Genomic DNA, 21,567 nt, shown 5'->3' with positions numbered 1-21,567 from the left:
TTACGGAAATGACAAATTGTTGCAGCCCCGCTATGGGCACTCATGTCGAACATCGACGAGCCCGCCAGGGAGCGGGCCAGCCCATAATAAGATCGAAGACCATATGCAAATCCATCCGCTGATCACCGACAGCAAGACACTCGCCCAATTCTGCGCCCGTATCGCCAAATCACCCTACATCGCGGTCGATACGGAGTTCATGCGCGAAAACAGCTACTGGCCCGACCTCTGCCTCGTCCAGGTGGCCGACAGCAACGAAGCCGCCGCGATCGACCCCAAGGCGCCGGGCCTTGACCTTAGCCCCCTGCTCGACCTGATGGTCGATAATGAGGATGTGCTGAAGGTCTTTCATGCAGGCGGGCAGGACCTGGAGATTATCTACAACCTGACCGGCCGCACCCCGCATCCGATGTTCGACACGCAGATCGCGGCGATGGCATTGGGCCTTGGCGAACAGATCGGCTACGGCAACCTTATCGACGCGTGGCTCGGCGTACAACTCGACAAGGGCGCGCGTTTCACCGACTGGGGACGCCGCCCGCTCGACAAGCGGCAGATCGATTATGCCATCGGCGACGTCACCTATCTGATCCAGATTTTCCCGATGATGCTGGAGGAATTGCGCAAGACCGGCCGCGGCGATTGGCTGGACCAGGAAATGGAGCGTGTCTGCGATCCCTCCAACTATGTGAACGAGCCGCATGAAGCCTGGAAACGCGTCCGCATCGCCAGCCGCAAGGCCGATGTGCTCGGCCGCCTGAAGGCGCTCGCCGCATGGCGCGAGATCGAGGCGCAGGACAAGAATCTTCCCCGTGGCCGCATCGTCAAGGATGAGACGCTGGCCGACATCGCCAGCCACCCGCCCCGGTCTCAGGACGACCTTGGCAAGGTTCGCGGCCTGTCCGCCACCTGGAAGACCAACGACATCGGCGCGCGCCTGATGGCGGCGCTCGGCAGCCACACCCCGCTCGACAAGGATGAGATGCCCGAACGCGATCCCAAGCGCCCCGGCCTTGGCAAGGACGGCGCGCTGGTCGCGGATTTATTGAAGCTCCTCCTCAAGATTCGTTCGCGCGACATCAACGTCGCCGCCCGCCTCTTGGCCCGCAGCGACGATCTGGACGCACTGGCCGCAGGTGTCCGCGATGACCTGTCGATCCTGGAAGGCTGGCGCTATGAACAATTCGGCCGCGATGCCGTTGACCTTGTGGAAGGACGCCTGGCCTTTGCGGTGAAGGGCGGCCGCCTCAAGATGACACGCACCGAATAGGAAGTAGGAATGATGCGGGCAGCGGCGCTAATGATTCCTCTCTTGGCTGCGGCCTGCACCACGGCTGACGGACAAGGCCCCGCCACCACGCCCGCGACAGCCGAGGGGCCTTGCCGCAACGAGGGCCTCGACCGCTTCGTCGGCCAGACCGCAAGCGCCGACATCGGCGCGCAACTGCTGGAAGCATCCGGCGCCCGCACCCTCCGCTGGGGCGCCCCCGGCATGGCCATGACCATGGACTTCCGCCCCGATCGCCTCACCGTCAGCTATGACGAGAAAATGGTAATCACCTCCGCAAGGTGCGGTTAGCGCACTCCTGCTCCCCCTCCCGCAAGCGGGAGGGGGCCGGGGGGTGAGCCAGCGCAACGCAAGTGTCTAGTGAAGAAGCTCGCTACGCTCGCGCCCACCCCTAACCCTTCAAACGAGTCACCTGCCTCCTTTGAAGGCTTGCGGCAGGGAACGGCTACCGTCACCCAAACACCACGCCCGCTCCAAAAACCATCCTATTCCCACCACCAGCCCAAAATTCCGCCTGTCCTATTCCCCCACAACAACCCTATCCAGCCCCTCTCTTTGAAACGTCCCACATAACCCCCTCGCGCCCACGCGCGCCTGCCCTCGCGCGCGCATACACTGTGAACTTCGACGGAAATCCGCCGTTTTTGGCGCCTCACCTCAACATTCCAGTCCTACAAGCGCGCCGCTACCGATCCGGTTCACATGGCGCTTACCGTCGATCTCCAGCCAATCCGGCGTCACCTCCAACCGCCGCCCCCGGATCGTCGTGCGCAGATGCTCCACCGCAATCCGGTTACGCGCCACGATCCGCAAAATGGCTAACCCCTCGCCGCGCGCCGCCATGACGCTGTAGCGATCGCCACGCAGCAGAAACCGCCAGCTACCATTGGCGGCCAGCCATTCATTGCCCTGGATCACCTGCACCGGGTGGCCGTCCGGATCGCCGAGCCGCAGGCTGATCCGCGTCGCGCCCCGGCTGCGGCGCGGCGGCGCGAACATCAGGATCGGCTCGCCATCCAGTACCAGAGGGATTGGCGTGTCGCGCAGCGGCCGTGAGCCCCCTACGATCAAAGTCGGCAACTCCGAAGAAAATGGCATGCGATCCCGGGCGAAGTGCCGCTGTCGGACTACAGGATTGGTATGAAATCCCTGCACCTGCGCCGTGGTCAGCCGCCCCTCCTCCACAAGCGCGTGGCAAGTCGGGCAGAGCAATGTCGCTTGCGGCGAATCGGGCAGGCGAAGATAGCGATAGATCGTGACGCCGCATCGGACGCAGGCAAAGCCGCAGGCCTCACGAACGGCCTCACGCTGCGGCTCGGTTAATTCAGGCAGCGAAAGCATCACCGGCAAAGCCATGAAGGGCACCCTTTGCAACCGCGCCCCGCGCCATTGCGAAGCAGCGTTACCCAGCGGCATCCTTCCCCGGATACAGGCTTTTCACTGTCCCTTCAGTCAGGACATATGGTCGAAATAAATTGGCGTCAGGTCAAGGGGGCGCGAACGCCCGTCAACGCTGTGGCAGCAAATCCAGATTGCGCGACGCCGCGATGTTCCGGATGTGCCCCGGCCGGGGCATGGACTTGACCGCGATTTCCGCGATGTCGCCCGCGCTGAACAGTTCGACATTGCCGACATCGAAGATGCGCTGGCCGAACGTCTGCGTGATGCGCACGCTGCGAATGCTCGACAGCGCGATCTCGGTCCGCTGCTTGGCCAGCAGCCCGCGCTCCATCAGAACCTCCCGGTCGGACAACGCCAACCGTTCCCCCTTCGTCCGCAGCCACCAGACCCCAATCGCCAGCAGCCCCACGACAGAAATCAGCAGCAGGATGAACAGAAACGGATGCGCGCGAAACATCGCAGGATGCTCGTCATACAACCAGGCGTCGCTCATCATTCGTCCCATCAAGAAGTGCGCACGGACATGATCATGGATGCGCCGCCCGCGTCAATCCTTGGCTAACGCGGCCCTCCACGAAAGGAGGGGGCTTGGAGGAGGTCACCCCGAACGAAGGAGTGTTAGCTCTCATCCCCCATCCGCAGCGCCGCAATGAATGCCTCCTGCGGGATCTGTACAGACCCATATTCCCGCATCCGCTTCTTGCCCTCTTTCTGCTTCTCCAGCAGCTTCTTCTTACGCGTGATGTCGCCGCCATAGCATTTCGCCGTGACGTCCTTGCGCATCGCCGCGATCGTCTCCCGCGCGATCACCTTACCGCCGATCGCCGCCTGGATCGGAATCTTGAACAGGTGGCGGGGGATCAGGTCCTTCAACCGCTCGCACATATGCCGCCCGCGCGCTTCGGCCGCGCTGCGGTGAACAATCATCGACAGCGCATCGACCGGCTCATTGTTGACGAGGATGCTCATCTTGACCAAGTCGCCTTCGCGCGTCCCGATCTGATGATAGTCGAAGCTCGCATAACCGCGCGAAATCGACTTCAAGCGATCGTAAAAGTCAAACACCACTTCGTTGAGCGGCAGCTCATAAGTCACCTGCGCGCGCCCGCCGACATAGGTCAGGTTCTTCTGGATGCCGCGCCGGTCCTGGCAGAGCTTCAGGATCGACCCCAGATATTCGTCGGGGCAGTAGATCACCGCCTCGATCCACGGCTCCTCGATCATCTCGATATGGTTCGGGTCGGGCATGTCGGCGGGGTTGTGCAGGTGCTTCACCTCCCCATCCTTCATGTGCATCTCATAGACCACCGACGGCGCGGTGGTGATGAGGTCGAGATCATATTCGCGCGTCAGCCGCTCCTGAATGATCTCCAGATGCAGCAGCCCCAGGAAGCCGCAACGGAAGCCGAAGCCGAGCGCCGCCGACGTCTCCATCTCGAAGGAGAAGGACGCATCGTTCAGCCGCAGCTTCGAAATCGAATCGCGCAGCTTCTCAAAATCATTGGCATCGACCGGGAACAGCCCACAGAAGACCACCGGCTGCACTTCCTTGAAGCCCGGCAGCGGATTGGCGGCAGGGTTCTTGACCGTGGTGATCGTGTCGCCCACGCGGGTCTGGCTGATGTCCTTGATCTGCGCCGTGATGAAGCCGATCTCACCCGGACCGAGTTCCGGCAGCTGTTCGATCTTGGGCCGCATGCAGCCCACGCGGTCGATCAGATGCTCGGTCTCGCCGATCATGAACTTGATCTGCTGCCCCTTCTTGATCACGCCATTGACGACGCGGACCAGGATGACGACGCCGAGATAAGGGTCATACCAGCTGTCGACCAGCATCGCTTCCAGCGGCGCGTTGCGGTCGCCCTTGGGCGGCGGAATCTTGGCGACGATGGCTTCGAGAATATCGTCGATGCCGATACCCGACTTCGCGCTCGCCAGCACCGCTTCCGAAGCGTCCAGGCCGATCACTTCCTCGATCTCCGCTCGGACCTTTTCCGGTTCGGCGGCAGGCAGGTCGATCTTGTTCAGCACCGGCACGATCTCATGGTCATGCTCGATCGACTGATAGACATTGGCCAGCGTCTGCGCCTCCACGCCCTGCGCCGCATCGACAACCAGCAGCGCGCCCTCGCACGCAGCGAGGCTCCGGCTCACTTCGTAGGCGAAGTCGACATGGCCCGGCGTGTCCATGAGGTTGAGCTCATACGTCTCACCATTTTTCGCGACATAGTCGAGGCGCACGGTCTGCGCCTTGATGGTGATGCCCCGCTCCTTCTCGATATCCATATTGTCGAGGACCTGGGCCGACATCTCCCGGTCGGTCAGCCCCCCGGTGCGCTGGATCAGCCGGTCGGCCAGCGTTGACTTGCCATGGTCGATATGCGCGATGATCGAGAAATTACGGATGTGCGAAAGGTTGGTCATGGACCGCGCCGATAGCAGCCATTTGCGGGCCTGTCAGCAGAGCTTGCAAACAGCCTGACCATCAGTAGGAAAAGCCCGCGAGCTATGGTAATTGACGCGAGCCTTAAACGGGTCGTACCATAATAAAAATTCCATAATTAACCGCTCGAAAGGGATTTGGGGCAATGTTCAAGACGGTTTCCGCGCTCGTCGCGACAGCATCGATGCTTGTTACGCCGATGTCTGCGATGGCGCAGACGAATATGAGTTCTTCTGGCAAGACCTATAAGGATGGCACCACCAAAGGCGCCTCCTCGGGCCGCAGGTCGCAGGAGCGCGCTCAGCAGGAGATTCCCCGCTGTACCCGCCGCCTTGGCACTGTCGCGATCGTCGAACCCGACAACCAGTGGTGGCGCGAGTTAAACCTGGGCAGCCCGGAAGCCATCCTAAAGGTGTTCATCCAGCAGTCCGGCTGCTTTGGCATCGTCAACCGCGGCCGCGCCATGCAGAGTCGGGCGATGGAACGCGCCATGGCGGACTCGGGCGAATTGCAGGCTGGATCGAACCTTGGCCGGGGCCAGGTCAAGGCAGCCGACTATTATCTGGAGCCTGATATCGTCTCGTCCAACCGCAATTCTGGCGGCGGCGGCTTCGGCGCGGCACTTGGCGGCCTGATGGGCGGCACGTTCGGCGCACTTGCTGGCGGCCTGAACATCAAGAAGAAGGAAGCGAACGTCACGCTTTCCATCGTCAACGCCCGTACGACTGAAGAAGAGGCGCTGACCGAAGGCTATGCGCGCAAGACCGACATCGGCTTCGGTGGTGGCGGTGGTGCCGGTTGGTGGGGTGGCTTTGCTGCTGCCGGTGCTAGCGGCTACCAGAATACCGAAATCGGTCAGGTGATCGTGCTCGCCTATCTGGACGCCTATACCAAGCTGGTCACGCAGATGGGCGGGTTGCCTGCCAACGCGGCAGCAGCCGCCCCCCGCGCGCAATAAATCTTTGCAGGGGCTTGGCACCAATGCCGAGCCCCTGTGCTTCTCCTTCCGCTCACCCCCACTGTCTGTGCGACAGAATAGACATCTTCATCAAATAGGCCGGGACGAGGCTTCAGCGTGCACAAACCTCTTTCCACGCCGCCGTCGCCACCACGATATTATCGCCTCACCGGCGGGGCGCTCCACCAGCCTGTTGATGCCCGTGCCCAAAGTTAACGCGACAAGAAACGCGGAGAAGAAGGCAAGCCACGGGCTGTAGCCCTGCTCCGCCATTTTCAGCATCACGACAAAACCCACATGCTGATGGATGAGGTAGAAGGAATAGCTGATCCCACCCATCCAGAGCAGTGGACGTGACGCGATCCACTGCAAATGCCCTCTGATCAGCGCTGCAAAGCCTGCAAGCAGAATACAAGCCATTAGCGTGACGTCCCAACTTTCCACGAAGGCGACCGACAGCAGTGCAAGGAGGGAGTAGGGAGATTGCTGGCGCCAGCTTCGCTGACCGGACCATACACGGTACGACAGCATCCCGATGATGAAGAAGGGGAGATAGCGCAGTACCAAAAGCATGACGATGCGTTCTGGCATGTCGGGCCATAACCCATAAATCGCGCGAACCGCGAGCCACAATGCCAGCATCGGTTCGAGCCTTTTCAATCCAGCCCATTTCCAGATCGATATCATGCAGAAGTAAAAGGCGATTTCGACGGTCAAAGTCCAATAAGCGCCGTCTACCTCAGGAAGAAACGCGAACCCCTGCAACATCGTGAAGTTAGCCAGGATCGCGCTGGGACCTACCAGCAATTGGGACGCCTTTGCCGCATATTCGATCGACAAGGTTAGCAACATCGCGACGATATAAGCCGGATAAAGCCGAGCGATCCGGTTTACCGCAAAGTCGGCGACGCTACCGATCCGATCCAGCGTGAAGAATATGGCGAAGCCCGAGATCGTGAAAAACAGCAGGACGCGATAATTGCCCCCGGGAAAGCTGAAGGGCACGTGCGCCGCTTGGGGAAAAAGCTCGTGGAAACGCGTGGAATAATGAAAAATCAGCACGCACAGCGCGCCTATGCCTCTCAAGGCATCTAGTTCGACCAGGCGGTTCCGAGTGAGCGAAGCAGTCACCCGGATGCATTAGCAATGAAACAGCAATCAATCGGTTAAGATATTAGGGTCGGATATATATTGTTGCTGGCACCTCCATGCTGAGTCCAGCTTGGAAGGTCAGTCTCCCTGCTCCGCTGTGCGCTTCAGCCGTGCAAGTTGCTCGGCCAGAACCTTGTCCACAATGGGCGCGATCTGCACCGGACCCATTCGCATATAGCCTCTCGCGACATGCTTACACAAACGTCCTTGCCCGCCGGATCGAGCGCGATGTCGAGCGTACCAGTGACCGCCTCAGCTTGGAGAGGCCCCAAGGCCCCGGAAAGGCGCCTTAAATGCTTATATGGTGCGGCAAAGATCATGCGAGCATGTTCGATACTGCCCGCCAACCGGCGCGGGCCGGGAAGCTGCTCTTGCCCTCCTCCCGCCTCTGAAAGACGGGAGAAATTACCTCAGCCTTTGGCGTGATCCAATATGCCCGCGATTGCCGCAGTCACATCGTCCATGTCAGCCATGCCGTCCACACGGGACACGATCCCTCGCGCTTCATAGATTGGAAGGATGGGGGCGGTCTTAGCGCGATATTCCGCCATCCGGGTGCGAACCGTTTCTTCATTATCGTCGGGACGGCGCTTGAACTCATGCCCATGGCATTTGTCGCACTCATCAGCGACCTTGGGCTGCTTGAAGCTGTCGTGATAGCCCTCACCGCAGGTCGCGCAGGTGAAGCGGCCCGTGATGCGCTCAACCAGAGCGTCCTCATCGACGTCGAGTTCGATGACATGGTCCAATGTACGGCCGCGATCGGCAAGAATGGCGTCGAGCGAATGGGCCTGAGCTTCGGTGCGCGGATAGCCGTCGAAGATCACGCCAGTGCTGTCGGCCAACCCATCCAATGCTTCGCCGATGATGCCGGAAACGATTTCATCCGAAACCAGTTCACCCGCCTCCATCACCGCCTTGGCCTTGAGGCCAATCGGCGTCTGCGCCTTTACCGCCGCCCGGAGCATGTCACCCGTCGACAGCTGAACCATGCCACGGGTTTCGACCAGGCGGCTCGCCTGCGTGCCCTTCCCTGCTCCTGGAGGACCCAGCAGAATGATATTCATTTTGCGCATACTCCCCTGTTCTTGCGCCGCGCCTCGATGCGCTTTTTAGCGAAGGCGTCCCTTCAGCTTCGCCTTCTTGATCAGATCCCCATATTGGTGCGCCAGCAAATGGCTCTGGATTTGCGTCACGGTATCCACCGTGACATTGACCACGATCAGCAGACTCGTCCCGCCCAGATAGAAGGGAATACCCGCCCGGGCGATGGCAAATTCCGGCACCAGGCATATGATGGCCAGATAGGCAGCACCAATCACCGTGATCCGGGTCAGCACATAGTCCAGATAATTTTCGGTGTTCTTGCCGGGACGGATGCCCGGTATAAACCCGCCATTCCGCTTGAGATTATCTGCCGTCTCCTCAGGATTGAACACAACCGCGGTGTAGAAGAAGCAGAAGAACACGATACCCAGGCCATAAAGGCCCATGTAAACCGGGCTGCCGTGCGACAGATATTGGTTCAGCGTCAGTACGAAATCCCCAAGCCTGCTCTCACCGGCAATGGTTCTACCCGCGAACTGGGAAATGGTGAGTGGCATCAGCAGAAGCGAACTGGCGAAGATCGGCGGGATAACGCCGGCGGTATTTACCTTGAGCGGCAGATGGCTGCGATCCGCCTGCATCAATCCCTGACGAGTCTGGCGCTTGGGATACTGGATCAGCACGCGGCGCTGCGCGCGCTCCATGAAACAGATCAGCAGGATCAAGCCGACCGCCAATGCGATGACCATCACGATCAACAGGCCCGAGATCGATCCCTCGCTGCCCGATTTGAAAAGATTGCTTAGGGTGACCGGAAGCTGAGCAACGATACCAGCCATGATTATTAGGCTGACGCCGTTGCCGATACCGCGCGACGTGATCTGTTCACCCAGCCACATCAGGAACATCGTGCCCCCGATTAGCGACACGACCGCTGCGATCCGGAACAGAAAACCGGGATCAACCACTGCTTGCACACCCGATTGTGCGCCGAAGCTTTCGAGGCCGACCGCGATGAAATAGCCCTGCACCGCAGTCAGGCCAACCGTGCCGTAACGCGTATACTGGTTGAGCTTTTTGCGACCGCTCTCGCCTTCCTTCTTAATCGCGGCGAGCTGCGGCGAAAGGCTGGCCGCGAGCTGTACGACGATCGAGGCCGTGATATATGGCATCACCCCGAGCGCGATCAGGCTCATGCGTGACAGAGAACCACCCGAAAAGGTGTTGAAGATGTCCAGGACACCACCGTTCGTCTGCTTGTAAAGCTGAGACAGCGCGGTCGGGTCGACGCCCGGTAGCGGCACGAAACTCAGGAAGCGAAACACGATCAAGGCGCCCAGTGTGAACCATAGGCGCTTCTTGAGGTCGGTCGCCTGGCTGAACTTTGCCAGGCTGAGATTGGATGCGAGCTGGTCGGCTCTCGATGCCATCTTGGCTGCCCTTCAAAACATCTTGCCGGTCAGATACCCGGCGCGGAATCGCTAACCCCTTAGCGGCGTGATCGCGCCCTGTCGAACGCGGAAATTCACACCGTTCATTCTGAACCAGACCAGAGCCAGCGATAAAGGTCCCTGATCCTAAAACACACAAGGCCCCGCTCACCCATATCGGGCAGCGGGGCCATGCTTGCAAGCCTCGGCGGCTTGTTATGCCTTCTTGGCGGCCTTGGCGCTGCCCTTCTTGGCAGCGGCCTTTTCGGCGGCCGGAACGACAGCAATCACTTCGACCTTGCCGCCAGCCTTCTCGACCGCTTCCACCGCGCCCTTCGACGCGCCCGCAACAAGCAGGTTGAGCTTTGCGGTCAGTTCGCCCTTACCGAGCAGGCGAACGCCGTCCTTGCCACCGCGAGCCAGTGCGGCTGCCTTCAGCGCAGCATGGTCAATGGTGGCGTTCGCGTCGAGCTTACCCGCGTCGATCGCCTTCTGCAGCGCGCCCAGGTTCACGATCGCGTAATCCTTGGCGAAGATGTTGTTGAATCCGCGCTTCGGCAGACGCATGTGGAGCGGCATCTGGCCGCCCTCGAAGCCGTTGATCGCAACGCCCGAACGCGCCTTCGCACCCTTCTGGCCGCGACCAGCGGTCTTGCCCTTGCCCGAGCCGATACCACGGCCGACGCGCATCCGACCCTTACGGGCACCGGCATTGTCATTGAGTTCGTTAAGCTTCGTCATTGTGCACTCGCTTTCGCTATGTTCGCGCGAGGCATGATTGCTCTTTGAGCAGTCATGCCGAAGTCCCAGCGAAGGCTGGGACCGCTGGCGGCTGAACGCGACTTCTCGGGTCGCGCCTAGCCAAATGAAACCGGGGGTCTCCTCACAAGAGGACTCGCCATCCGGCATGAAATCCCAGCCTATGCTGGGATTTTGGAAGTCGCGCCTTTAGCGCGTCTTCCAAAAAAACGAAAGAGGGGTTTCCCCCTCTCCCGCTTCATTCCATTGTGATCGGAAGGCTCAGCCCTCGACCACTGCGACCATGTGGGGAAGCTTGGCAATGGCACCGCGGACTTCCGCTGTGTCTTCCAGTTCAACCACGCGGTGCATCTTGCCAAGGCCGAGGCCGATCAGAATCTTCTTCTGGTCGGCGGGACGGCGGATCGGTGAGCCGATCTGCTTGATCTTGATCTTCGCCATATCCGTTACTCCACGATCGCTTCGGCATCAGCCTGCGCGACTTCGGCCGAGGCGCCACCACGACGAAGCAGGTCAGCAACCTTCTTGCCACGACGCTGCGCCACCGACTTCGGACTGGTCTGTTCGCCCAGCGCCGAGAAGGTCGCACGAATCATGTTGTAGGGGTTCGAGGTGCCGTTCGACTTCGTCACGACGTCTGCAACGCCTAGGCTTTCGAACACCGCGCGCATCGGACCACCGGCGATGATACCCGTACCGGCGGGGGCCGACCGAACCGTCACCTTACCCGCACCGAAATGGCCAAGGCCGTCATGGTGCAGCGTGCGGCCTTCCTTCAGCGGAACGCGAACCATCGCCTTCTTGGCCGAAGCGGTCGCCTTGCTGATGGCTTCAGGCACTTCGCGCGCCTTGCCATGGCCGAAGCCCGCACGACCCTTGCCGTCGCCGACAACCACCAAAGCAGCAAAGCCGAAGCGCTTACCGCCCTTGACGGTCTTCGAGACGCGGTTGATGTGAACCAGCTTCTCGATCAGCTCTTCGCCCTGTTCCTCGTCACGGTTACCACCGCGACGATCGTCGCGACGGCCACGGCCGCCACGCTCACCACGGTTGCGGTCACCGCCGCGACCACGACCGCGACCGGGACCACGGCCCTCGGTCGGTGCATTCTCGCCGCCTTCGACAGCAGCAGGTGCGCCCGCCTGGGCCTGGATTTCGTTTTCGTCAGCCATGATCAGAACTCCAGCCCGCCTTCGCGGGCGGCATCGGCCAGCGCCTTGACGCGGCCATGGAACAGGAAGCCACCACGATCGAACACGACCTTGGTGACGCCGGCAGCGGTCGCCGCAGCGGCAACGCGCTTGCCGACTTCGGCAGCGGCTTCGGAAGAGGCGCCAGTCTTACCCAGAGCCTTCGACCCGACGTCCTTGTCCAGGGTCGACGCGGCGGCCAGGGTCTTGCCCTGCGCATCGTCAATGACCTGGGCGTAGATGTGACGGCCCGAACGGTGAACGCTGAGGCGGGGCTTGTGGCCTGAAACTGCCTTGAGCGCGGTGCGAACGCGGCGACGGCGCCGCGCGAAGAGGGAAAGCTTTGCCATCTTACTTCTTCTTCCCTTCCTTGCGGAAGATGAACTCGCCGGCGTACTTGATACCCTTGCCCTTATAGGGTTCGGGCTTGCGCCAGCGGCGGATCTCGGCCGCAACCTGACCCACCTTCTGCTTGTCGATACCGCTAATCTCGACCGTGGTGTTATCCGGGGTCTTGATTTCGATACCTTCCGGGATCGCGAAATCGACGTCGTGCGAATAGCCGAGCTGCAGCTTCAGGGTCTTGCCCTGCGAGTTGGCGCGGTAGCCGACACCGGTGATGAGCAGCTTCTTGGAAAAGCCCTCGGTAACACCGGTGATCAGGTTAGCGATCAGCGTGCGCTGCATGCCCCAGAAAGCGCGGGCGCGCTTGCTGTCATTGGCAGGCTTCACGGCGATCGATCCGTCTTCGATGCTGTAGGTGACTTCGTCGGCGAGCGGAATGGCGAGGGTACCCTTGGGACCCTTCACCGACAGCTGACCGCCTTCGATGGCGGCGGTGACGCCCGCGGGGACGGCAACCGGTTTCTTACCAGTGCGGCTCATCAGAACACCTCCGCGAGCACTTCGCCGCCGACATTCTGCTCACGCGCTTCAGCGTCGGACAGAACGCCGCGAGGCGTCGAGACAATGGTGATGCCCAGGCCGTTACGGACCACCGGCAGTTCCTTGGAACCCGAATAGACGCGGCGGCCAGGCTTGGACACGCGGGCGACATGCTTGATCGCGGGCTGGCCCTCGAAATATTTCAGCTCGATGCGCAGGCCCGGGTGCTTGCCGAGAGCTTCCTCGGAATAACCACGGATATAGCCTTCGCGCTGCAGCACGTCGAGCACGCGGGCGCGCAGCTTCGAAGCGGGGGACACAACGCTGTCCTTCTTCGCCTGCTGCCCGTTGCGGATGCGGGTGAGCATATCACCCAGGGGATCGGTCAATGCCATCTCAAATGATCCTTACCAGCTCGACTTGGTGACGCCGGGGATCAGGCCCTTGTTGGCCAGATCACGCAGCTGCACGCGGCAGAGGCGGAATTTGCGGTAGTAAGCGCGGGGACGCCCCGTCAGTTCGCAGCGGTTCCGAACGCGCGTCGGGTTGCCGTTGCGGGGGATCTCCGCCATCTTCAGACGCGCGATCAGACGATCGCTGTCGTCGGCCGCGGTATCATTCGCGATCGCCTTGAGCTTCGCATAGCGGCCGGCATATTTCTTGACCAGCTTCTTGCGGCGCTCATTTTTGTTGATCGAACTCAGTTTCGCCATGACTTAAGTTCTCTTTCCTTGGGTGTCTTTGGAAAGAGAAGCGGGACCTGGTTCAGGCCGCCTGCTTCTCTTCGATCGGGAAGGGGAAGCCGAAGAGACGCAGCAGTTCGCGCGCTTCCTCGTCCGTCTTCGCCGTGGTCGTCACGATGATGTCCATGCCGCGCACCTTGTCGATGCGGTCATAGTTGATCTCCGGGAAGATGATCTGCTCCTTGATGCCGAAAGCATAGTTGCCACGGCCGTCGAAGCTCTTCGGATTGAGACCACGGAAGTCGCGCACGCGGGGCAGAGCAACGTTGATCAGACGATCAAGAAACTCGTACATGCGCTCACGACGCAGCGTGACCTTGGCGCCGATCGGCATGCCTTCACGCAGCTTGAACTGCGCGATCGACTTGCGAGCCTTGGTGATCACCGGCTTCTGGCCAGCGATCAGTTCCATTTCCTCGGCCGCCGACGTGACCTTCTTCTTGTCCTGGGTCGCTTCGCCCACGCCCATGTTGAGCGTGATCTTCTCGATCTTCGGAACCTGCATGACGTTTTCGTAACCGAACTTCTCGGTCATCGCCTTGGCGATTTCAGCGTCATACTGCGCCTTGGAGCGCGGAGTGTACTTGTCGCTCATTACAGCACCTCACCGGACTTGACGGCGACGCGGACCTTCTTGCCGTCGCGGTCCTCGAAACGGACGCGGGTCGGCTTGCCATCCTTGTCGGCGACAGCGACATTCGAAATGTGGAGCGGCGCGGGCTTGCGCTCGATGCCACCCTGCGGGTTCGCCTGGTCGGGCTTGCGGTGACGCGCATGCACGTTGACGCCTTCCACCAGGACCTTGTCGTCCTTGGGCAGCACAGCCAAGACAGCGCCGGTACGGCCCTTGTCCTTGCCAGCGAGCACGACGACCTTGTCGCCCTTCTTGATTCTAGCAGCGCTCATTACAGCACCTCAGGAGCAAGGCTGATGATCTTCATGTGCTTCTTGGCGCGCAGTTCGCGAACGACCGGGCCAAAGATACGGGTGCCGATCGGCTCCTCGTTCTTGTTGATCAGCACGGCGGCGTTGCCGTCAAAGCGAATCACGCTGCCATCAGCGCGACGCACGTCCTTAGCGGTGCGCACGATGACGGCGCGATGCACGTCACCCTTCTTCACCTTGCCACGAGGCGCAGCTTCCTTAATCGAGACGACGATGATGTCGCCCACGCTCGCGAAGCGACGCTTCGAGCCGCCCAGCACCTTGATGCACTGGACGCGCTTGGCGCCGCTGTTGTCAGCAACGTCAAGATTGGATTGCATCTGGATCATTGATCCGGTTCCTTCTTGTCTGGCCTACCGAGACTGTCCCGGCGGTTCCGAATTCGGGTTTCGACCGGAAGATTCGAAACACGAAGCGCGGGCCTGTAACCTCTCCGACAAGAAAAGGCCAGCCCCGCGTCCGAAATTTCGACCCTTAAGGCCGGTGACTAACCTCAGGCCGCCGTTTCGGGCGACTTGTGGGTGTCCACGCGCTCGATGACCTTCCAGGTCTTGAGCTTGGAAATCGGAGCGGTCTCTTCAATGCGGACCGTTTCGCCTTCCTTGTAAACATTGCCCTCGTCATGGGCATGGTACTTCTTCGATCGGCGGATGATCTTGCCATAGAGCGCATGCTTAACCTTGCGCTCTACGCGAACCACCACCGTCTTGTCGGTCTTGTCGGAAACCACCGTTCCCGTCAGCACGCGCTTGGGCATCGTGTGTTTCCTTTACTTCGCGACGGAGCTGTTACGCTCCGTCTGCAGGGTCTTGATCTGCGCGATCGAACGGCGGACTTCCTTCACGCGGCTGGGCTTTTCCAGCTGGTTGGTGGCCGCCTGGAAACGCAGGTTGAACTGCTCGCGCTTCAGGTTGTTGAGTTCGGTCGACAGTTCGTCGTCCGTCTTGGTCTTGAGGTCGGCAACGTTGGCCACGGCTTAGCCCTCCAGGTGCGAGGTGTCGCCGAGGCGGGCAACGACCTTGGTCTTGATGGGCAGCTTCATCGCGGCGCGCGAGAATGCCTCTGCTGCGAGCGGGCCAGGAACGCCGTCGAGTTCGAAAAGGATCCGACCTGGCTTGACGCGAGCCGCCCAATATTCGACCGAACCCTTGCCCTTACCCTGACGGACTTCGGCAGGCTTCTTCGACACCGGAACGTCGGGGAACACGCGGATCCACAGACGACCCTGGCGGCGGATGTGCCGGGTGATCGCGCGGCGGGCCGCTTCGATCTGACGCGCGGTAACGCGCTCGGGTTCCAGAGCCTTCAGGCCATAGGAGCCGAAGTTCAGGTCCGAACCGCCCTTGGCGTCGCCCTTGATCCGGCCCTTGAAGGTCTTGCGGAACTTCATTTTTTTCGGTTGCAGCATGACGCTATACCTACCTTATTCTCAGCGCGCCGGGCGTACGCCGGAGGTCTGAGCCTCCAGCATCAGCCGGTCGGTAGCCATCGGATCATGACCAAGGATTTCGCCCTTGAAGATCCAGACCTTGATGCCGCAAACGCCATAGGCGGTGTGCGCCGTGGCTTCAGCATAGTCGACGTTCGCACGGAGCGTGTGCAGCGGAACGCGGCCTTCGCGATACCATTCCACACGTGCGATCTCCGCGCCGCCCAGACGGCCGCCGCAAGTGATCTTGATCCCTTCCGCGCCGAGACGCAGGGCGGACTGCACCGCGCGCTTCATCGCACGGCGGAACGCCACGCGACGCTCCAGCTGGTCGGCAATGCCCTGTGCCACGAGCTTGGAGTCTACTTCCGGCTTGCGGATCTCGACAATGTTCAGGCTGACGTCCGAAGAAGTCAGGCTGCCCAGCTTCTTGCGCAGCTTCTCAATGTCCGCACCCTTCTTACCGATGATCACACCGGGACGAGCAGCATATACCGACACGCGGCACAGCTTAGCCGGACGCTCGATCACGACCTTGGAGATCGCGGCTTGCGGCAGGTTCTTCATGATATACTGGCGGATCTTGAGATCCTCCAGCAGCAGGCGACCATAGTCGGCGCCTTCCGCGTACCAACGGCTATCCCAGGTGCGGTTGATCTGCAGGCGCAGACCGATCGGATTGCTCTTGTGACCCATAGTCTTACGCCTCCGCTTCTTCAGCTGCTTCACGAACGACGATGCGCACGCGGCTGAAGGGCTTCAGGATCCGGGTCGACTTGCCGCGGCCGCGGGCGTGGAAGCGCTTCAGGGTGAAGCTCTTGCCCACCGATGCTTCCGCGACGACCAGCGAGTCGACGTCCAGATTGTGATTGTTTTCCGCATTGGCGATGGCCGAAGCCAACACCTTGCGCACGTCGACAGCCATCGCCTTTTTCGAGAAGGCAAGGATGTTCAACGCCTCTTCGACCTTACGGCCGCGGATGAGCGTGGCGACCAGGTTCAGCTTCTGGGCCGAACCACGGATCTGCGTGCCAACGGCCAGCGCCTCATTGTCGGCGACGCGACGGGGAGCCTTTTCCTTGCTCATTAGCGCTTGCCCTTCTTGTCGGCAGCGTGGCCGGGGAAGTAGCGGGTCGGAGCGAATTCGCCCAGCTTGTGACCCACCATATCCTCGTTCACCGAGACCGGCACATGCTTGCGGCCGTTATAGACGTTGAACGTCAGGCCAACGAACTGCGGCAGGATGGTGGAACGGCGCGACCAGGTCTTGATCGGACCCGAACGGCCACCGGCGTCCTGCGCCACTTCCGCCTTCTTCAGAAGGCTGAGGTCCACGAAAGGACCTTTCCAGACGGAACGAGCCATCTCGCTTACCTCTTCTTCTTCGCGTGGCGGCTACGGATGATGAACTTGTCCGTTGCCTTGTTGTGGCGGGTGCGCGCACCCTTGGTCGGCTTGCCCCAGGGAGTAACCGGATGACGGCCGCCCGAGGTCCGGCCTTCACCACCGCCATGGGGGTGATCGACCGGGTTCTTCGCCACACCGCGCGTCAGAGGACGGATACCGTTCCAACGGTTGCGGCCTGCCTTGGCGAGGTTGGTGTTTCCATTGTCCGGGTTGGACACGGCGCCGATGGTGCCCATGCAATCGGAACGGATGTAGCGCTGCTCGCCCGAGGACAGGCGGACCATCACCATGCCGCGATCGCGGCCGACCAGCTGGGCGTAGGTGCCCGCCGACCGGCAAAGCTGACCGCCCTTGCCCGGCTTCATCTCGATGTTGTGGATGATCGTGCCAACCGGCATCTGACCCAGTTCCATCGCATTGCCCGGCTTCACGTCGGTCTTCTTGCCCGCGATGACCTTGTCACCCGGCGCAAGCCGCTGCGGTGCCAGGATGTAGGCCTGGGTGCCATCGGGATAGTTCACCAGAGCGATGAAGGCTGTGCGATTGGGGTCATATTCCAGACGCTCGACCGTACCTTCAACATCCCACAAGCGGCGCTTGAAGTCGATGATGCGATAGCGCTGCTTGTGACCGCCGCCGATACCGCGCGAGGTCACATGGCCCTTGTTGTTACGGCCACCAGTCTTGCGCTTGCCTTCGGTCAGCGCCTTGACGGGCTTGCCCTTGTGCAGGCTGGACTTGTCGACCAGGATCAGGCCACGCTGCGCGGGGCTGGTCGGGTTGTAGCTCTTAAGCGCCATGATCAGCGCACTCCTTCGGTGATGTCGATCGACTGGCCGTCAGCCAGACGAACGATCGCCTTCTTCACGTCCGAACGAGTGTAGGGCTTGCCCTTCCACTTCTTCGTCTTGCCCTTGGCGACCAGCGTGTTCACGCTCTTGACGGTCACGCCCCAGAGAGCCTCGACGGCCGCCTTGATCTCCGGCTTGGTCGCATCATTGGCGACCTTGAAGACCACGGCGTTATTCTCGGAGAGAAGCGTCGACTTCTCGGTGATGACCGGGGCGACAACGACGTCATAATGACGGTTGTCGACCTTCGCAGCTTCTTTCTTAGCCATTGAAACGCGCCTCCAGCTTTTCGACCGCGGCGCGGGTCAGCACCAGCGAGTCGGCCTTCAGGATGTCGTAAACGTTGGCGCCCACAGCGGGCAGCAGGTTCACGCCGATGATGTTAGCCGAAGCCTTGGCGAAGCTGATGTTCACGGCGTCACCGTCGATGAACAGCGCCTTGGTGAGGTTCAGCTTGGCGAGGCTGGCGACCAACTCGCGGGTCTTGCCGTCCTTGACGTCGAGGCTGTCGATGATGGTGAGCGATCCGCTCTTGATCTTCGACGACAGCGCCATCTTCAGGCCCAGCGCACGAACCTTCTTGTTCAGCGAGGGATTGAAGTCGCGGACGCGGGCACCGTGAGCCTTACCACCGCCGATGAACACCGGTGCGCGGCGATCGCCGTGACGGGCGGTGCCGCCACCCTTCTGGCGGCCGAACTTCTTGCCGGTGCGGGCAACGTCGCTACGCTCGCGCGTGCCGCGGGCAGTGCCGCGACGCTTTTCGAGCTGCCAGGTGACGACGCGGTGCAGGATGTCGGCGCGAGGCTCGAGGCCGAACACGGCATCGCTGAGCTCCAGTTCGCCAGCAGTCTGCGCGTCGAGGGTCTGTACATTGACCTTCATGGTTTAGCCCTCCTGGCCTTCGGTGACTTCGGGAGCCGCAGCTTCTTCAGCCGGGGTGTTCGCCGGAGCGCTATTGCTGTTCGCAGCCTGCTTCAGGCTGGCGGGATAGGGTGCGTCCGCCGGGCGGGCGACCTTGACAGCGTCACTGACGGTGAGCCAGGTCCCCTTCGCGCCCGGAACGCTGCCCTTCACGAAGAGAAGGCCGCGCTCGACATCGGTGCGCACGATTTCGAGGTTCTGCTGGGTCCGCTCACGGTCGCCCATATGACCTGCCATCTTCTTGTTCTTGAAGACGCGGCCCGGATCCTGACGGTTACCGGTCGAACCATGGGCACGGTGACTGATCGACACGCCGTGGGTGGCGCGCATACCGCCGAAGCCCCAGCGCTTCATGGCGCCGGCGAAACCCTTACCCTGGGTGTGACCGGCAACATCGACCAGTTGGCCGGCGATGAAGTGATCGGCCGCGATCTCGGCGCCGACATCGAGGAGCGCGTCCTCGGCGACACGGAATTCGACCAGGCGCGCCTTCGGCTCCACTTCCGCCTTGGCGAAGTGACCGCGCTGCGGCTTGGCGACATTCTTGACCTTCGCGACGCCCGCACCAAGCTGAACCGCGACATAACCGTCACGATCAACTTCCTTGCGAGCCACGACCTGATTGCCCTCAAGGGCCAGAACCGTAACCGGTACATGCCGTCCGTCCTCCTGGAACAGACGGGTCATCCCGACTTTCTTAGCGATCACGCCTGTGCGCATCACTGATTACTCCCATAGAGGCCCGCCTTAGCAGCGGGCGTATCCAACGAAAAAACCGCTCAGGATCCCTCCTTCGCGGCCAACCCAAATAACAATCACCCCGTCCGGGTTGGTTGCCACTCCCTACTCGGGAACAGCGACGGGGGACCAGGACCACGAGCCATTTCCAGTTTACCGGAGAGGCCGTGCGGTATCCCTTGTGTCGTTTGAGCTTCCGGTCTCCCGGAATGCCCGATACCCTGCCATCCTTGCGGAAAAGCAGGGACTTGCCAGCTTAAGCCAGCTTGATTTCCACGTTCACGCCGGCAGCCAAGTCCAGCTTCATCAGCGCGTCGACCGTCTGCGGCGTCGGCTGCACAATGTCAAGCATACGCTTGTAGGTGCGGACCTCGAACTGCTCGCGTGACTTCTTGTCGATGTGCGGACCACGGTTGACCGTGAACTTTTCGATGCGCGTCGGAAGGGGAATCGGACCGCGAATAAGGGCGCCGGTGCGGCGGGCGGTTTCGGCGATGTCGCCGGTCGCCTGATCAAGCACGCGGTGATCGAACGCCTTGAGGCGAATGCGGATGTTGCTGTCCATTGTTCCTGTACCGATGCGAAAGAGCCAAAAACCTGGAGCATTTTCAGAAATCAGCTGGAGCAGCCGATGACTTGTGAGAATGCACCACCAAAAAATATCCGCCCCGTTTCCGGCCCTTCTAGCTCAGTCGAGCCGGAGAAAGGCGATCCGGGGCGGTAGAAATTCCGAGCGGCGCGAATCAGGCGATTCGCGCCGCTGCGGTCCTATATTACTTCGAGATCGTGCCGACAACCCCGGCGCCGACGGTGCGGCCGCCTTCACGGATGGCGAAGCGCAGACCCGAGTCCATCGCGATAGGGGCGATGAGCTTGATGTTCAGCTTCACATTGTCGCCGGGCATGACCATCTCAGTGCCCTCGGGGAGGATGACTTCGCCGGTGACGTCCGTGGTGCGGAAGTAGAACTGCGGACGATAGTTCGCGAAGAACGGGGTGTGACGGCCGCCTTCTTCCTTCGACAGAACGTACACTTCAGCGTCGAACTCGGTGTGCGGCGTAACCGAACCGGGCTTGGCCAGAACCTGACCACGCTCAACGTCTTCACGGCCGACGCCACGAACCAGTGCACCGATGTTGTCGCCAGCGCGACCTTCGTCCAGCAGCTTGCGGAACATTTCAACGCCGGTGACGGTGGTCTTGCGGGTGTCCTTGATGCCGACGATCTCGACTTCTTCGCCAACCTTGACGATGCCGGTTTCGACGCGACCGGTCACAACGGTACCACGACCCGAGATCGAGAACACGTCTTCGATCGGCATCAGGAAGGGCTTGTCGATCGGACGCTCAGGCTGCGGAATGAAGCTGTCAACAGCTTCCATCAGCTTGAGAACAGCGTTCTTGCCAATCTCGTCGTTCGAACCATCAAGAGCCTTGACCGCCGAACCGGGGATGACAGGGATGTTGTCGCCGTCGAAATCATACGAGCTCAGCAGCTCGCGGATTTCCAGCTCGACCAGCTCGAGGATTTCCGGATCGTCGACCAGGTCGACCTTGTTCATGAACACGACGAGCTGGGGAACGCCAACCTGCTTGGCGAGCAGGATGTGCTCACGGGTCTGCGGCATCGGGCCGTCGGTGGCCGAAACGACGAGGATCGCGCCGTCCATCTGAGCAGCACCGGTGATCATGTTCTTGACGTAGTCAGCGTGACCCGGGCAGTCGACGTGCGCGTAGTGACGGGCTTCGGTCTCATATTCAACGTGCGCCGTCGAAATGGTGATGCCGCGCTCGCGCTCTTCGGGAGCCTTATCGATGTTCGCGTAGTCAACGAAGGTCGCGCCGCCGGTTTCAGCCAGCACCTTGGTGATCGCCGCGGTCAGCGAGGTCTTGCCATGGTCAACGTGACCGATGGTGCCGATGTTGCAGTGCGGCTTGTTCCGCTCAAACTTAGCCTTAGCCATTTTTTCCTACCTT

The 21,567-nt window shown here is 61.1% G+C and carries 31 protein-coding genes; 3 read left to right on the top strand and 28 right to left on the bottom strand.

What is annotated here, in order from left to right; genetic code table 11:
* Positions 1-103: 103 nt before the first annotated feature.
* Entirely contained in the window at positions 104-1,270 is a 1,167-nt protein-coding gene (rnd, locus tag ACYU81_RS08545; RefSeq protein WP_460987208.1) for a ribonuclease D, read from the top strand.
* 12 nt (positions 1,271-1,282) lie between these two features.
* Positions 1,283-1,579, top strand: coding sequence for an I78 family peptidase inhibitor (locus ACYU81_RS08540; RefSeq protein ID WP_460988145.1), 297 nt, complete (start codon positions 1,283-1,285; stop codon positions 1,577-1,579).
* Positions 1,580-1,945: 366 nt separating this feature from the next.
* Here ACYU81_RS08540 and ACYU81_RS08535 read toward each other — a convergent pair whose 3' ends face one another.
* From ACYU81_RS08535 to lepA, 3 genes are all read right to left on the bottom strand, one after another.
* Positions 1,946-2,629: a hypothetical protein gene (locus ACYU81_RS08535; protein WP_460988144.1), complete on the bottom strand. Its 684-nt coding sequence runs from the start codon at positions 2,627-2,629 to the stop codon at positions 1,946-1,948.
* Between the two features lie 166 nt (positions 2,630-2,795).
* Positions 2,796-3,182 carry a PH domain-containing protein gene (locus tag ACYU81_RS08530; RefSeq protein ID WP_460987207.1) on the bottom strand — a complete coding sequence of 129 codons (387 nt, stop codon included), beginning with the start codon at positions 3,180-3,182 and terminating at the stop codon, positions 2,796-2,798.
* A 125-nt stretch (positions 3,183-3,307) separates the two neighbouring features.
* The gene (lepA, locus tag ACYU81_RS08525; protein ID WP_460987206.1) at positions 3,308-5,113 is read right to left on the bottom strand and encodes a translation elongation factor 4; all 1,806 of its coding nucleotides are present in this window, start codon (positions 5,111-5,113) and stop codon (positions 3,308-3,310) included.
* A 164-nt stretch (positions 5,114-5,277) separates the two neighbouring features.
* Here lepA and ACYU81_RS08520 point away from each other — a divergent pair, with 164 nt between their 5' ends.
* Entirely contained in the window at positions 5,278-6,090 is an 813-nt protein-coding gene (locus ACYU81_RS08520; RefSeq protein ID WP_449470823.1) for a CsgG/HfaB family protein, read from the top strand.
* Between the two features lie 90 nt (positions 6,091-6,180).
* On the opposite strand, the gene ACYU81_RS08515 is transcribed toward ACYU81_RS08520, so the two are convergent.
* From ACYU81_RS08515 to tuf, 25 genes are all read right to left on the bottom strand, one after another.
* On the bottom strand, positions 6,181-7,221 hold the full coding sequence (locus ACYU81_RS08515) for an acyltransferase family protein (protein WP_449470822.1): 1,041 nt from the start codon (positions 7,219-7,221) through the stop codon (positions 6,181-6,183).
* Positions 7,222-7,652: 431 nt separating this feature from the next.
* Positions 7,653-8,309 (bottom strand): adenylate kinase, encoded by a 657-nt coding sequence (locus tag ACYU81_RS08510; RefSeq protein WP_449470821.1) that lies wholly within the window; start codon positions 8,307-8,309, stop codon positions 7,653-7,655.
* A 45-nt stretch (positions 8,310-8,354) separates the two neighbouring features.
* Positions 8,355-9,719, bottom strand: coding sequence for a preprotein translocase subunit SecY (gene secY / locus ACYU81_RS08505; protein WP_196225099.1), 1,365 nt, complete (start codon positions 9,717-9,719; stop codon positions 8,355-8,357).
* A 216-nt stretch (positions 9,720-9,935) separates the two neighbouring features.
* Complete coding sequence (gene rplO / locus ACYU81_RS08500) at positions 9,936-10,460, bottom strand: 50S ribosomal protein L15 (RefSeq protein WP_449470820.1); 525 nt, start codon at positions 10,458-10,460, stop codon at positions 9,936-9,938.
* Positions 10,461-10,739: 279 nt separating this feature from the next.
* Positions 10,740-10,919: a 50S ribosomal protein L30 gene (rpmD, locus tag ACYU81_RS08495; protein WP_196225097.1), complete on the bottom strand. Its 180-nt coding sequence runs from the start codon at positions 10,917-10,919 to the stop codon at positions 10,740-10,742.
* Positions 10,920-10,924: 5 nt separating this feature from the next.
* Positions 10,925-11,650, bottom strand: a complete 726-nt coding sequence (rpsE, locus tag ACYU81_RS08490; RefSeq protein WP_449470819.1) for a 30S ribosomal protein S5 — start codon at positions 11,648-11,650, stop codon at positions 10,925-10,927.
* Positions 11,651-11,652: 2 nt separating this feature from the next.
* The gene (gene rplR / locus ACYU81_RS08485; RefSeq protein WP_449470817.1) at positions 11,653-12,018 is read right to left on the bottom strand and encodes a 50S ribosomal protein L18; all 366 of its coding nucleotides are present in this window, start codon (positions 12,016-12,018) and stop codon (positions 11,653-11,655) included.
* Position 12,019: 1 nt separating this feature from the next.
* Positions 12,020-12,553, bottom strand: a complete 534-nt coding sequence (gene rplF, locus ACYU81_RS08480) for a 50S ribosomal protein L6 (protein WP_460987202.1) — start codon at positions 12,551-12,553, stop codon at positions 12,020-12,022.
* The gene (gene rpsH, locus ACYU81_RS08475) at positions 12,553-12,948 is read right to left on the bottom strand and encodes a 30S ribosomal protein S8 (RefSeq protein ID WP_021239751.1); all 396 of its coding nucleotides are present in this window, start codon (positions 12,946-12,948) and stop codon (positions 12,553-12,555) included. The genes rplF and rpsH overlap by 1 nt, the downstream gene beginning before the upstream one ends.
* A gap of 12 nt (positions 12,949-12,960) precedes the next feature.
* Entirely contained in the window at positions 12,961-13,266 is a 306-nt protein-coding gene (gene rpsN, locus ACYU81_RS08470; RefSeq protein ID WP_007707881.1) for a 30S ribosomal protein S14, read from the bottom strand.
* Between the two features lie 52 nt (positions 13,267-13,318).
* The gene (rplE, locus tag ACYU81_RS08465) at positions 13,319-13,891 is read right to left on the bottom strand and encodes a 50S ribosomal protein L5 (protein WP_449470813.1); all 573 of its coding nucleotides are present in this window, start codon (positions 13,889-13,891) and stop codon (positions 13,319-13,321) included.
* On the bottom strand, positions 13,891-14,202 hold the full coding sequence (rplX, locus tag ACYU81_RS08460; RefSeq protein ID WP_460987199.1) for a 50S ribosomal protein L24: 312 nt from the start codon (positions 14,200-14,202) through the stop codon (positions 13,891-13,893). Before rplX ends, rplE begins: the two co-directional genes overlap by 1 nt.
* Positions 14,202-14,570 (bottom strand): 50S ribosomal protein L14, encoded by a 369-nt coding sequence (gene rplN, locus ACYU81_RS08455; RefSeq protein ID WP_007686569.1) that lies wholly within the window; start codon positions 14,568-14,570, stop codon positions 14,202-14,204. Before rplN ends, rplX begins: the two co-directional genes overlap by 1 nt.
* 164 nt (positions 14,571-14,734) lie before the next feature.
* On the bottom strand, positions 14,735-14,998 hold the full coding sequence (rpsQ, locus tag ACYU81_RS08450; RefSeq protein WP_006960320.1) for a 30S ribosomal protein S17: 264 nt from the start codon (positions 14,996-14,998) through the stop codon (positions 14,735-14,737).
* Positions 14,999-15,010: 12 nt separating this feature from the next.
* Positions 15,011-15,214: a 50S ribosomal protein L29 gene (rpmC, locus tag ACYU81_RS08445; RefSeq protein ID WP_326289522.1), complete on the bottom strand. Its 204-nt coding sequence runs from the start codon at positions 15,212-15,214 to the stop codon at positions 15,011-15,013.
* A 3-nt stretch (positions 15,215-15,217) separates the two neighbouring features.
* Entirely contained in the window at positions 15,218-15,649 is a 432-nt protein-coding gene (rplP, locus tag ACYU81_RS08440; protein ID WP_267249803.1) for a 50S ribosomal protein L16, read from the bottom strand.
* 21 nt (positions 15,650-15,670) lie between these two features.
* Complete coding sequence (gene rpsC, locus ACYU81_RS08435; protein ID WP_196225090.1) at positions 15,671-16,366, bottom strand: 30S ribosomal protein S3; 696 nt, start codon at positions 16,364-16,366, stop codon at positions 15,671-15,673.
* A gap of 4 nt (positions 16,367-16,370) precedes the next feature.
* Complete coding sequence (gene rplV / locus ACYU81_RS08430) at positions 16,371-16,757, bottom strand: 50S ribosomal protein L22 (protein WP_449470811.1); 387 nt, start codon at positions 16,755-16,757, stop codon at positions 16,371-16,373.
* Positions 16,757-17,035 carry a 30S ribosomal protein S19 gene (gene rpsS, locus ACYU81_RS08425; protein ID WP_007686576.1) on the bottom strand — a complete coding sequence of 93 codons (279 nt, stop codon included), beginning with the start codon at positions 17,033-17,035 and terminating at the stop codon, positions 16,757-16,759. The genes rplV and rpsS overlap by 1 nt, the downstream gene beginning before the upstream one ends.
* Before the next feature lie 5 nt (positions 17,036-17,040).
* On the bottom strand, positions 17,041-17,877 hold the full coding sequence (rplB, locus tag ACYU81_RS08420; protein WP_196225088.1) for a 50S ribosomal protein L2: 837 nt from the start codon (positions 17,875-17,877) through the stop codon (positions 17,041-17,043).
* Positions 17,878-17,879: 2 nt separating this feature from the next.
* The gene (locus ACYU81_RS08415; RefSeq protein ID WP_021239762.1) at positions 17,880-18,197 is read right to left on the bottom strand and encodes a 50S ribosomal protein L23; all 318 of its coding nucleotides are present in this window, start codon (positions 18,195-18,197) and stop codon (positions 17,880-17,882) included.
* Positions 18,190-18,813, bottom strand: coding sequence for a 50S ribosomal protein L4 (gene rplD / locus ACYU81_RS08410; protein ID WP_460987196.1), 624 nt, complete (start codon positions 18,811-18,813; stop codon positions 18,190-18,192). The genes ACYU81_RS08415 and rplD overlap by 8 nt, the downstream gene beginning before the upstream one ends.
* A gap of 3 nt (positions 18,814-18,816) precedes the next feature.
* On the bottom strand, positions 18,817-19,572 hold the full coding sequence (rplC, locus tag ACYU81_RS08405) for a 50S ribosomal protein L3 (RefSeq protein ID WP_449474571.1): 756 nt from the start codon (positions 19,570-19,572) through the stop codon (positions 18,817-18,819).
* Positions 19,573-19,846: 274 nt separating this feature from the next.
* On the bottom strand, positions 19,847-20,155 hold the full coding sequence (rpsJ, locus tag ACYU81_RS08400) for a 30S ribosomal protein S10 (RefSeq protein ID WP_004208724.1): 309 nt from the start codon (positions 20,153-20,155) through the stop codon (positions 19,847-19,849).
* Positions 20,156-20,363: 208 nt separating this feature from the next.
* Positions 20,364-21,554, bottom strand: a complete 1,191-nt coding sequence (tuf, locus tag ACYU81_RS08395) for an elongation factor Tu (protein ID WP_449470807.1) — start codon at positions 21,552-21,554, stop codon at positions 20,364-20,366.
* Positions 21,555-21,567: the final 13 nt, after the last annotated feature.

Source organism: Sphingobium sp. TomTYG75 (assembly GCF_054771635.1).
The sequence above is the reverse complement of the archived record's forward strand: the minus strand, read 5'-3'. Positions and strand labels throughout refer to the sequence as shown.

Bases quoted from the DNA above. Each gene is read 5' to 3' on its own strand.
- rnd (WP_460987208.1), top strand. From the start codon at position 104: ATGCAAATCCATCCGCTGATCACCGACAGCAAGACACTCGCCCAATTC.
- ACYU81_RS08540 (WP_460988145.1), top strand. From the start codon at position 1,283: ATGCGGGCAGCGGCGCTAATGATTCCTCTCTTGGCTGCGGCCTGCACC.
- ACYU81_RS08535 (WP_460988144.1), bottom strand. From the start codon at position 2,629: ATGCTTTCGCTGCCTGAATTAACCGAGCCGCAGCGTGAGGCCGTTCGT.
- ACYU81_RS08530 (WP_460987207.1), bottom strand. From the start codon at position 3,182: ATGAGCGACGCCTGGTTGTATGACGAGCATCCTGCGATGTTTCGCGCG.
- lepA (WP_460987206.1), bottom strand. From the start codon at position 5,113: ATGACCAACCTTTCGCACATCCGTAATTTCTCGATCATCGCGCATATC.
- ACYU81_RS08520 (WP_449470823.1), top strand. From the start codon at position 5,278: ATGTTCAAGACGGTTTCCGCGCTCGTCGCGACAGCATCGATGCTTGTT.
- ACYU81_RS08510 (WP_449470821.1), bottom strand. From the start codon at position 8,309: ATGAATATCATTCTGCTGGGTCCTCCAGGAGCAGGGAAGGGCACGCAG.
- secY (WP_196225099.1), bottom strand. From the start codon at position 9,719: ATGGCATCGAGAGCCGACCAGCTCGCATCCAATCTCAGCCTGGCAAAG.
- rplO (WP_449470820.1), bottom strand. From the start codon at position 10,460: ATGACGAAGCTTAACGAACTCAATGACAATGCCGGTGCCCGTAAGGGT.
- rpmD (WP_196225097.1), bottom strand. From the start codon at position 10,919: ATGGCGAAGATCAAGATCAAGCAGATCGGCTCACCGATCCGCCGTCCC.
- rpsE (WP_449470819.1), bottom strand. From the start codon at position 11,650: ATGGCTGACGAAAACGAAATCCAGGCCCAGGCGGGCGCACCTGCTGCT.
- rplR (WP_449470817.1), bottom strand. From the start codon at position 12,018: ATGGCAAAGCTTTCCCTCTTCGCGCGGCGCCGTCGCCGCGTTCGCACC.
- rplF (WP_460987202.1), bottom strand. From the start codon at position 12,553: ATGAGCCGCACTGGTAAGAAACCGGTTGCCGTCCCCGCGGGCGTCACC.
- rpsH (WP_021239751.1), bottom strand. From the start codon at position 12,948: ATGGCATTGACCGATCCCCTGGGTGATATGCTCACCCGCATCCGCAAC.
- rpsN (WP_007707881.1), bottom strand. From the start codon at position 13,266: ATGGCGAAACTGAGTTCGATCAACAAAAATGAGCGCCGCAAGAAGCTG.
- rplE (WP_449470813.1), bottom strand. From the start codon at position 13,891: ATGAGCGACAAGTACACTCCGCGCTCCAAGGCGCAGTATGACGCTGAA.
- rplX (WP_460987199.1), bottom strand. From the start codon at position 14,202: ATGAGCGCTGCTAGAATCAAGAAGGGCGACAAGGTCGTCGTGCTCGCT.
- rplN (WP_007686569.1), bottom strand. From the start codon at position 14,570: ATGATCCAGATGCAATCCAATCTTGACGTTGCTGACAACAGCGGCGCC.
- rpsQ (WP_006960320.1), bottom strand. From the start codon at position 14,998: ATGCCCAAGCGCGTGCTGACGGGAACGGTGGTTTCCGACAAGACCGAC.
- rplP (WP_267249803.1), bottom strand. From the start codon at position 15,649: ATGCTGCAACCGAAAAAAATGAAGTTCCGCAAGACCTTCAAGGGCCGG.
- rpsC (WP_196225090.1), bottom strand. From the start codon at position 16,366: ATGGGTCACAAGAGCAATCCGATCGGTCTGCGCCTGCAGATCAACCGC.
- rplV (WP_449470811.1), bottom strand. From the start codon at position 16,757: ATGAGCAAGGAAAAGGCTCCCCGTCGCGTCGCCGACAATGAGGCGCTG.
- rpsS (WP_007686576.1), bottom strand. From the start codon at position 17,035: ATGGCTCGTTCCGTCTGGAAAGGTCCTTTCGTGGACCTCAGCCTTCTG.
- rplB (WP_196225088.1), bottom strand. From the start codon at position 17,877: ATGGCGCTTAAGAGCTACAACCCGACCAGCCCCGCGCAGCGTGGCCTG.
- ACYU81_RS08415 (WP_021239762.1), bottom strand. From the start codon at position 18,197: ATGGCTAAGAAAGAAGCTGCGAAGGTCGACAACCGTCATTATGACGTC.
- rplD (WP_460987196.1), bottom strand. From the start codon at position 18,813: ATGAAGGTCAATGTACAGACCCTCGACGCGCAGACTGCTGGCGAACTG.
- rplC (WP_449474571.1), bottom strand. From the start codon at position 19,572: ATGCGCACAGGCGTGATCGCTAAGAAAGTCGGGATGACCCGTCTGTTC.
- rpsJ (WP_004208724.1), bottom strand. From the start codon at position 20,155: ATGGACAGCAACATCCGCATTCGCCTCAAGGCGTTCGATCACCGCGTG.
- tuf (WP_449470807.1), bottom strand. From the start codon at position 21,554: ATGGCTAAGGCTAAGTTTGAGCGGAACAAGCCGCACTGCAACATCGGC.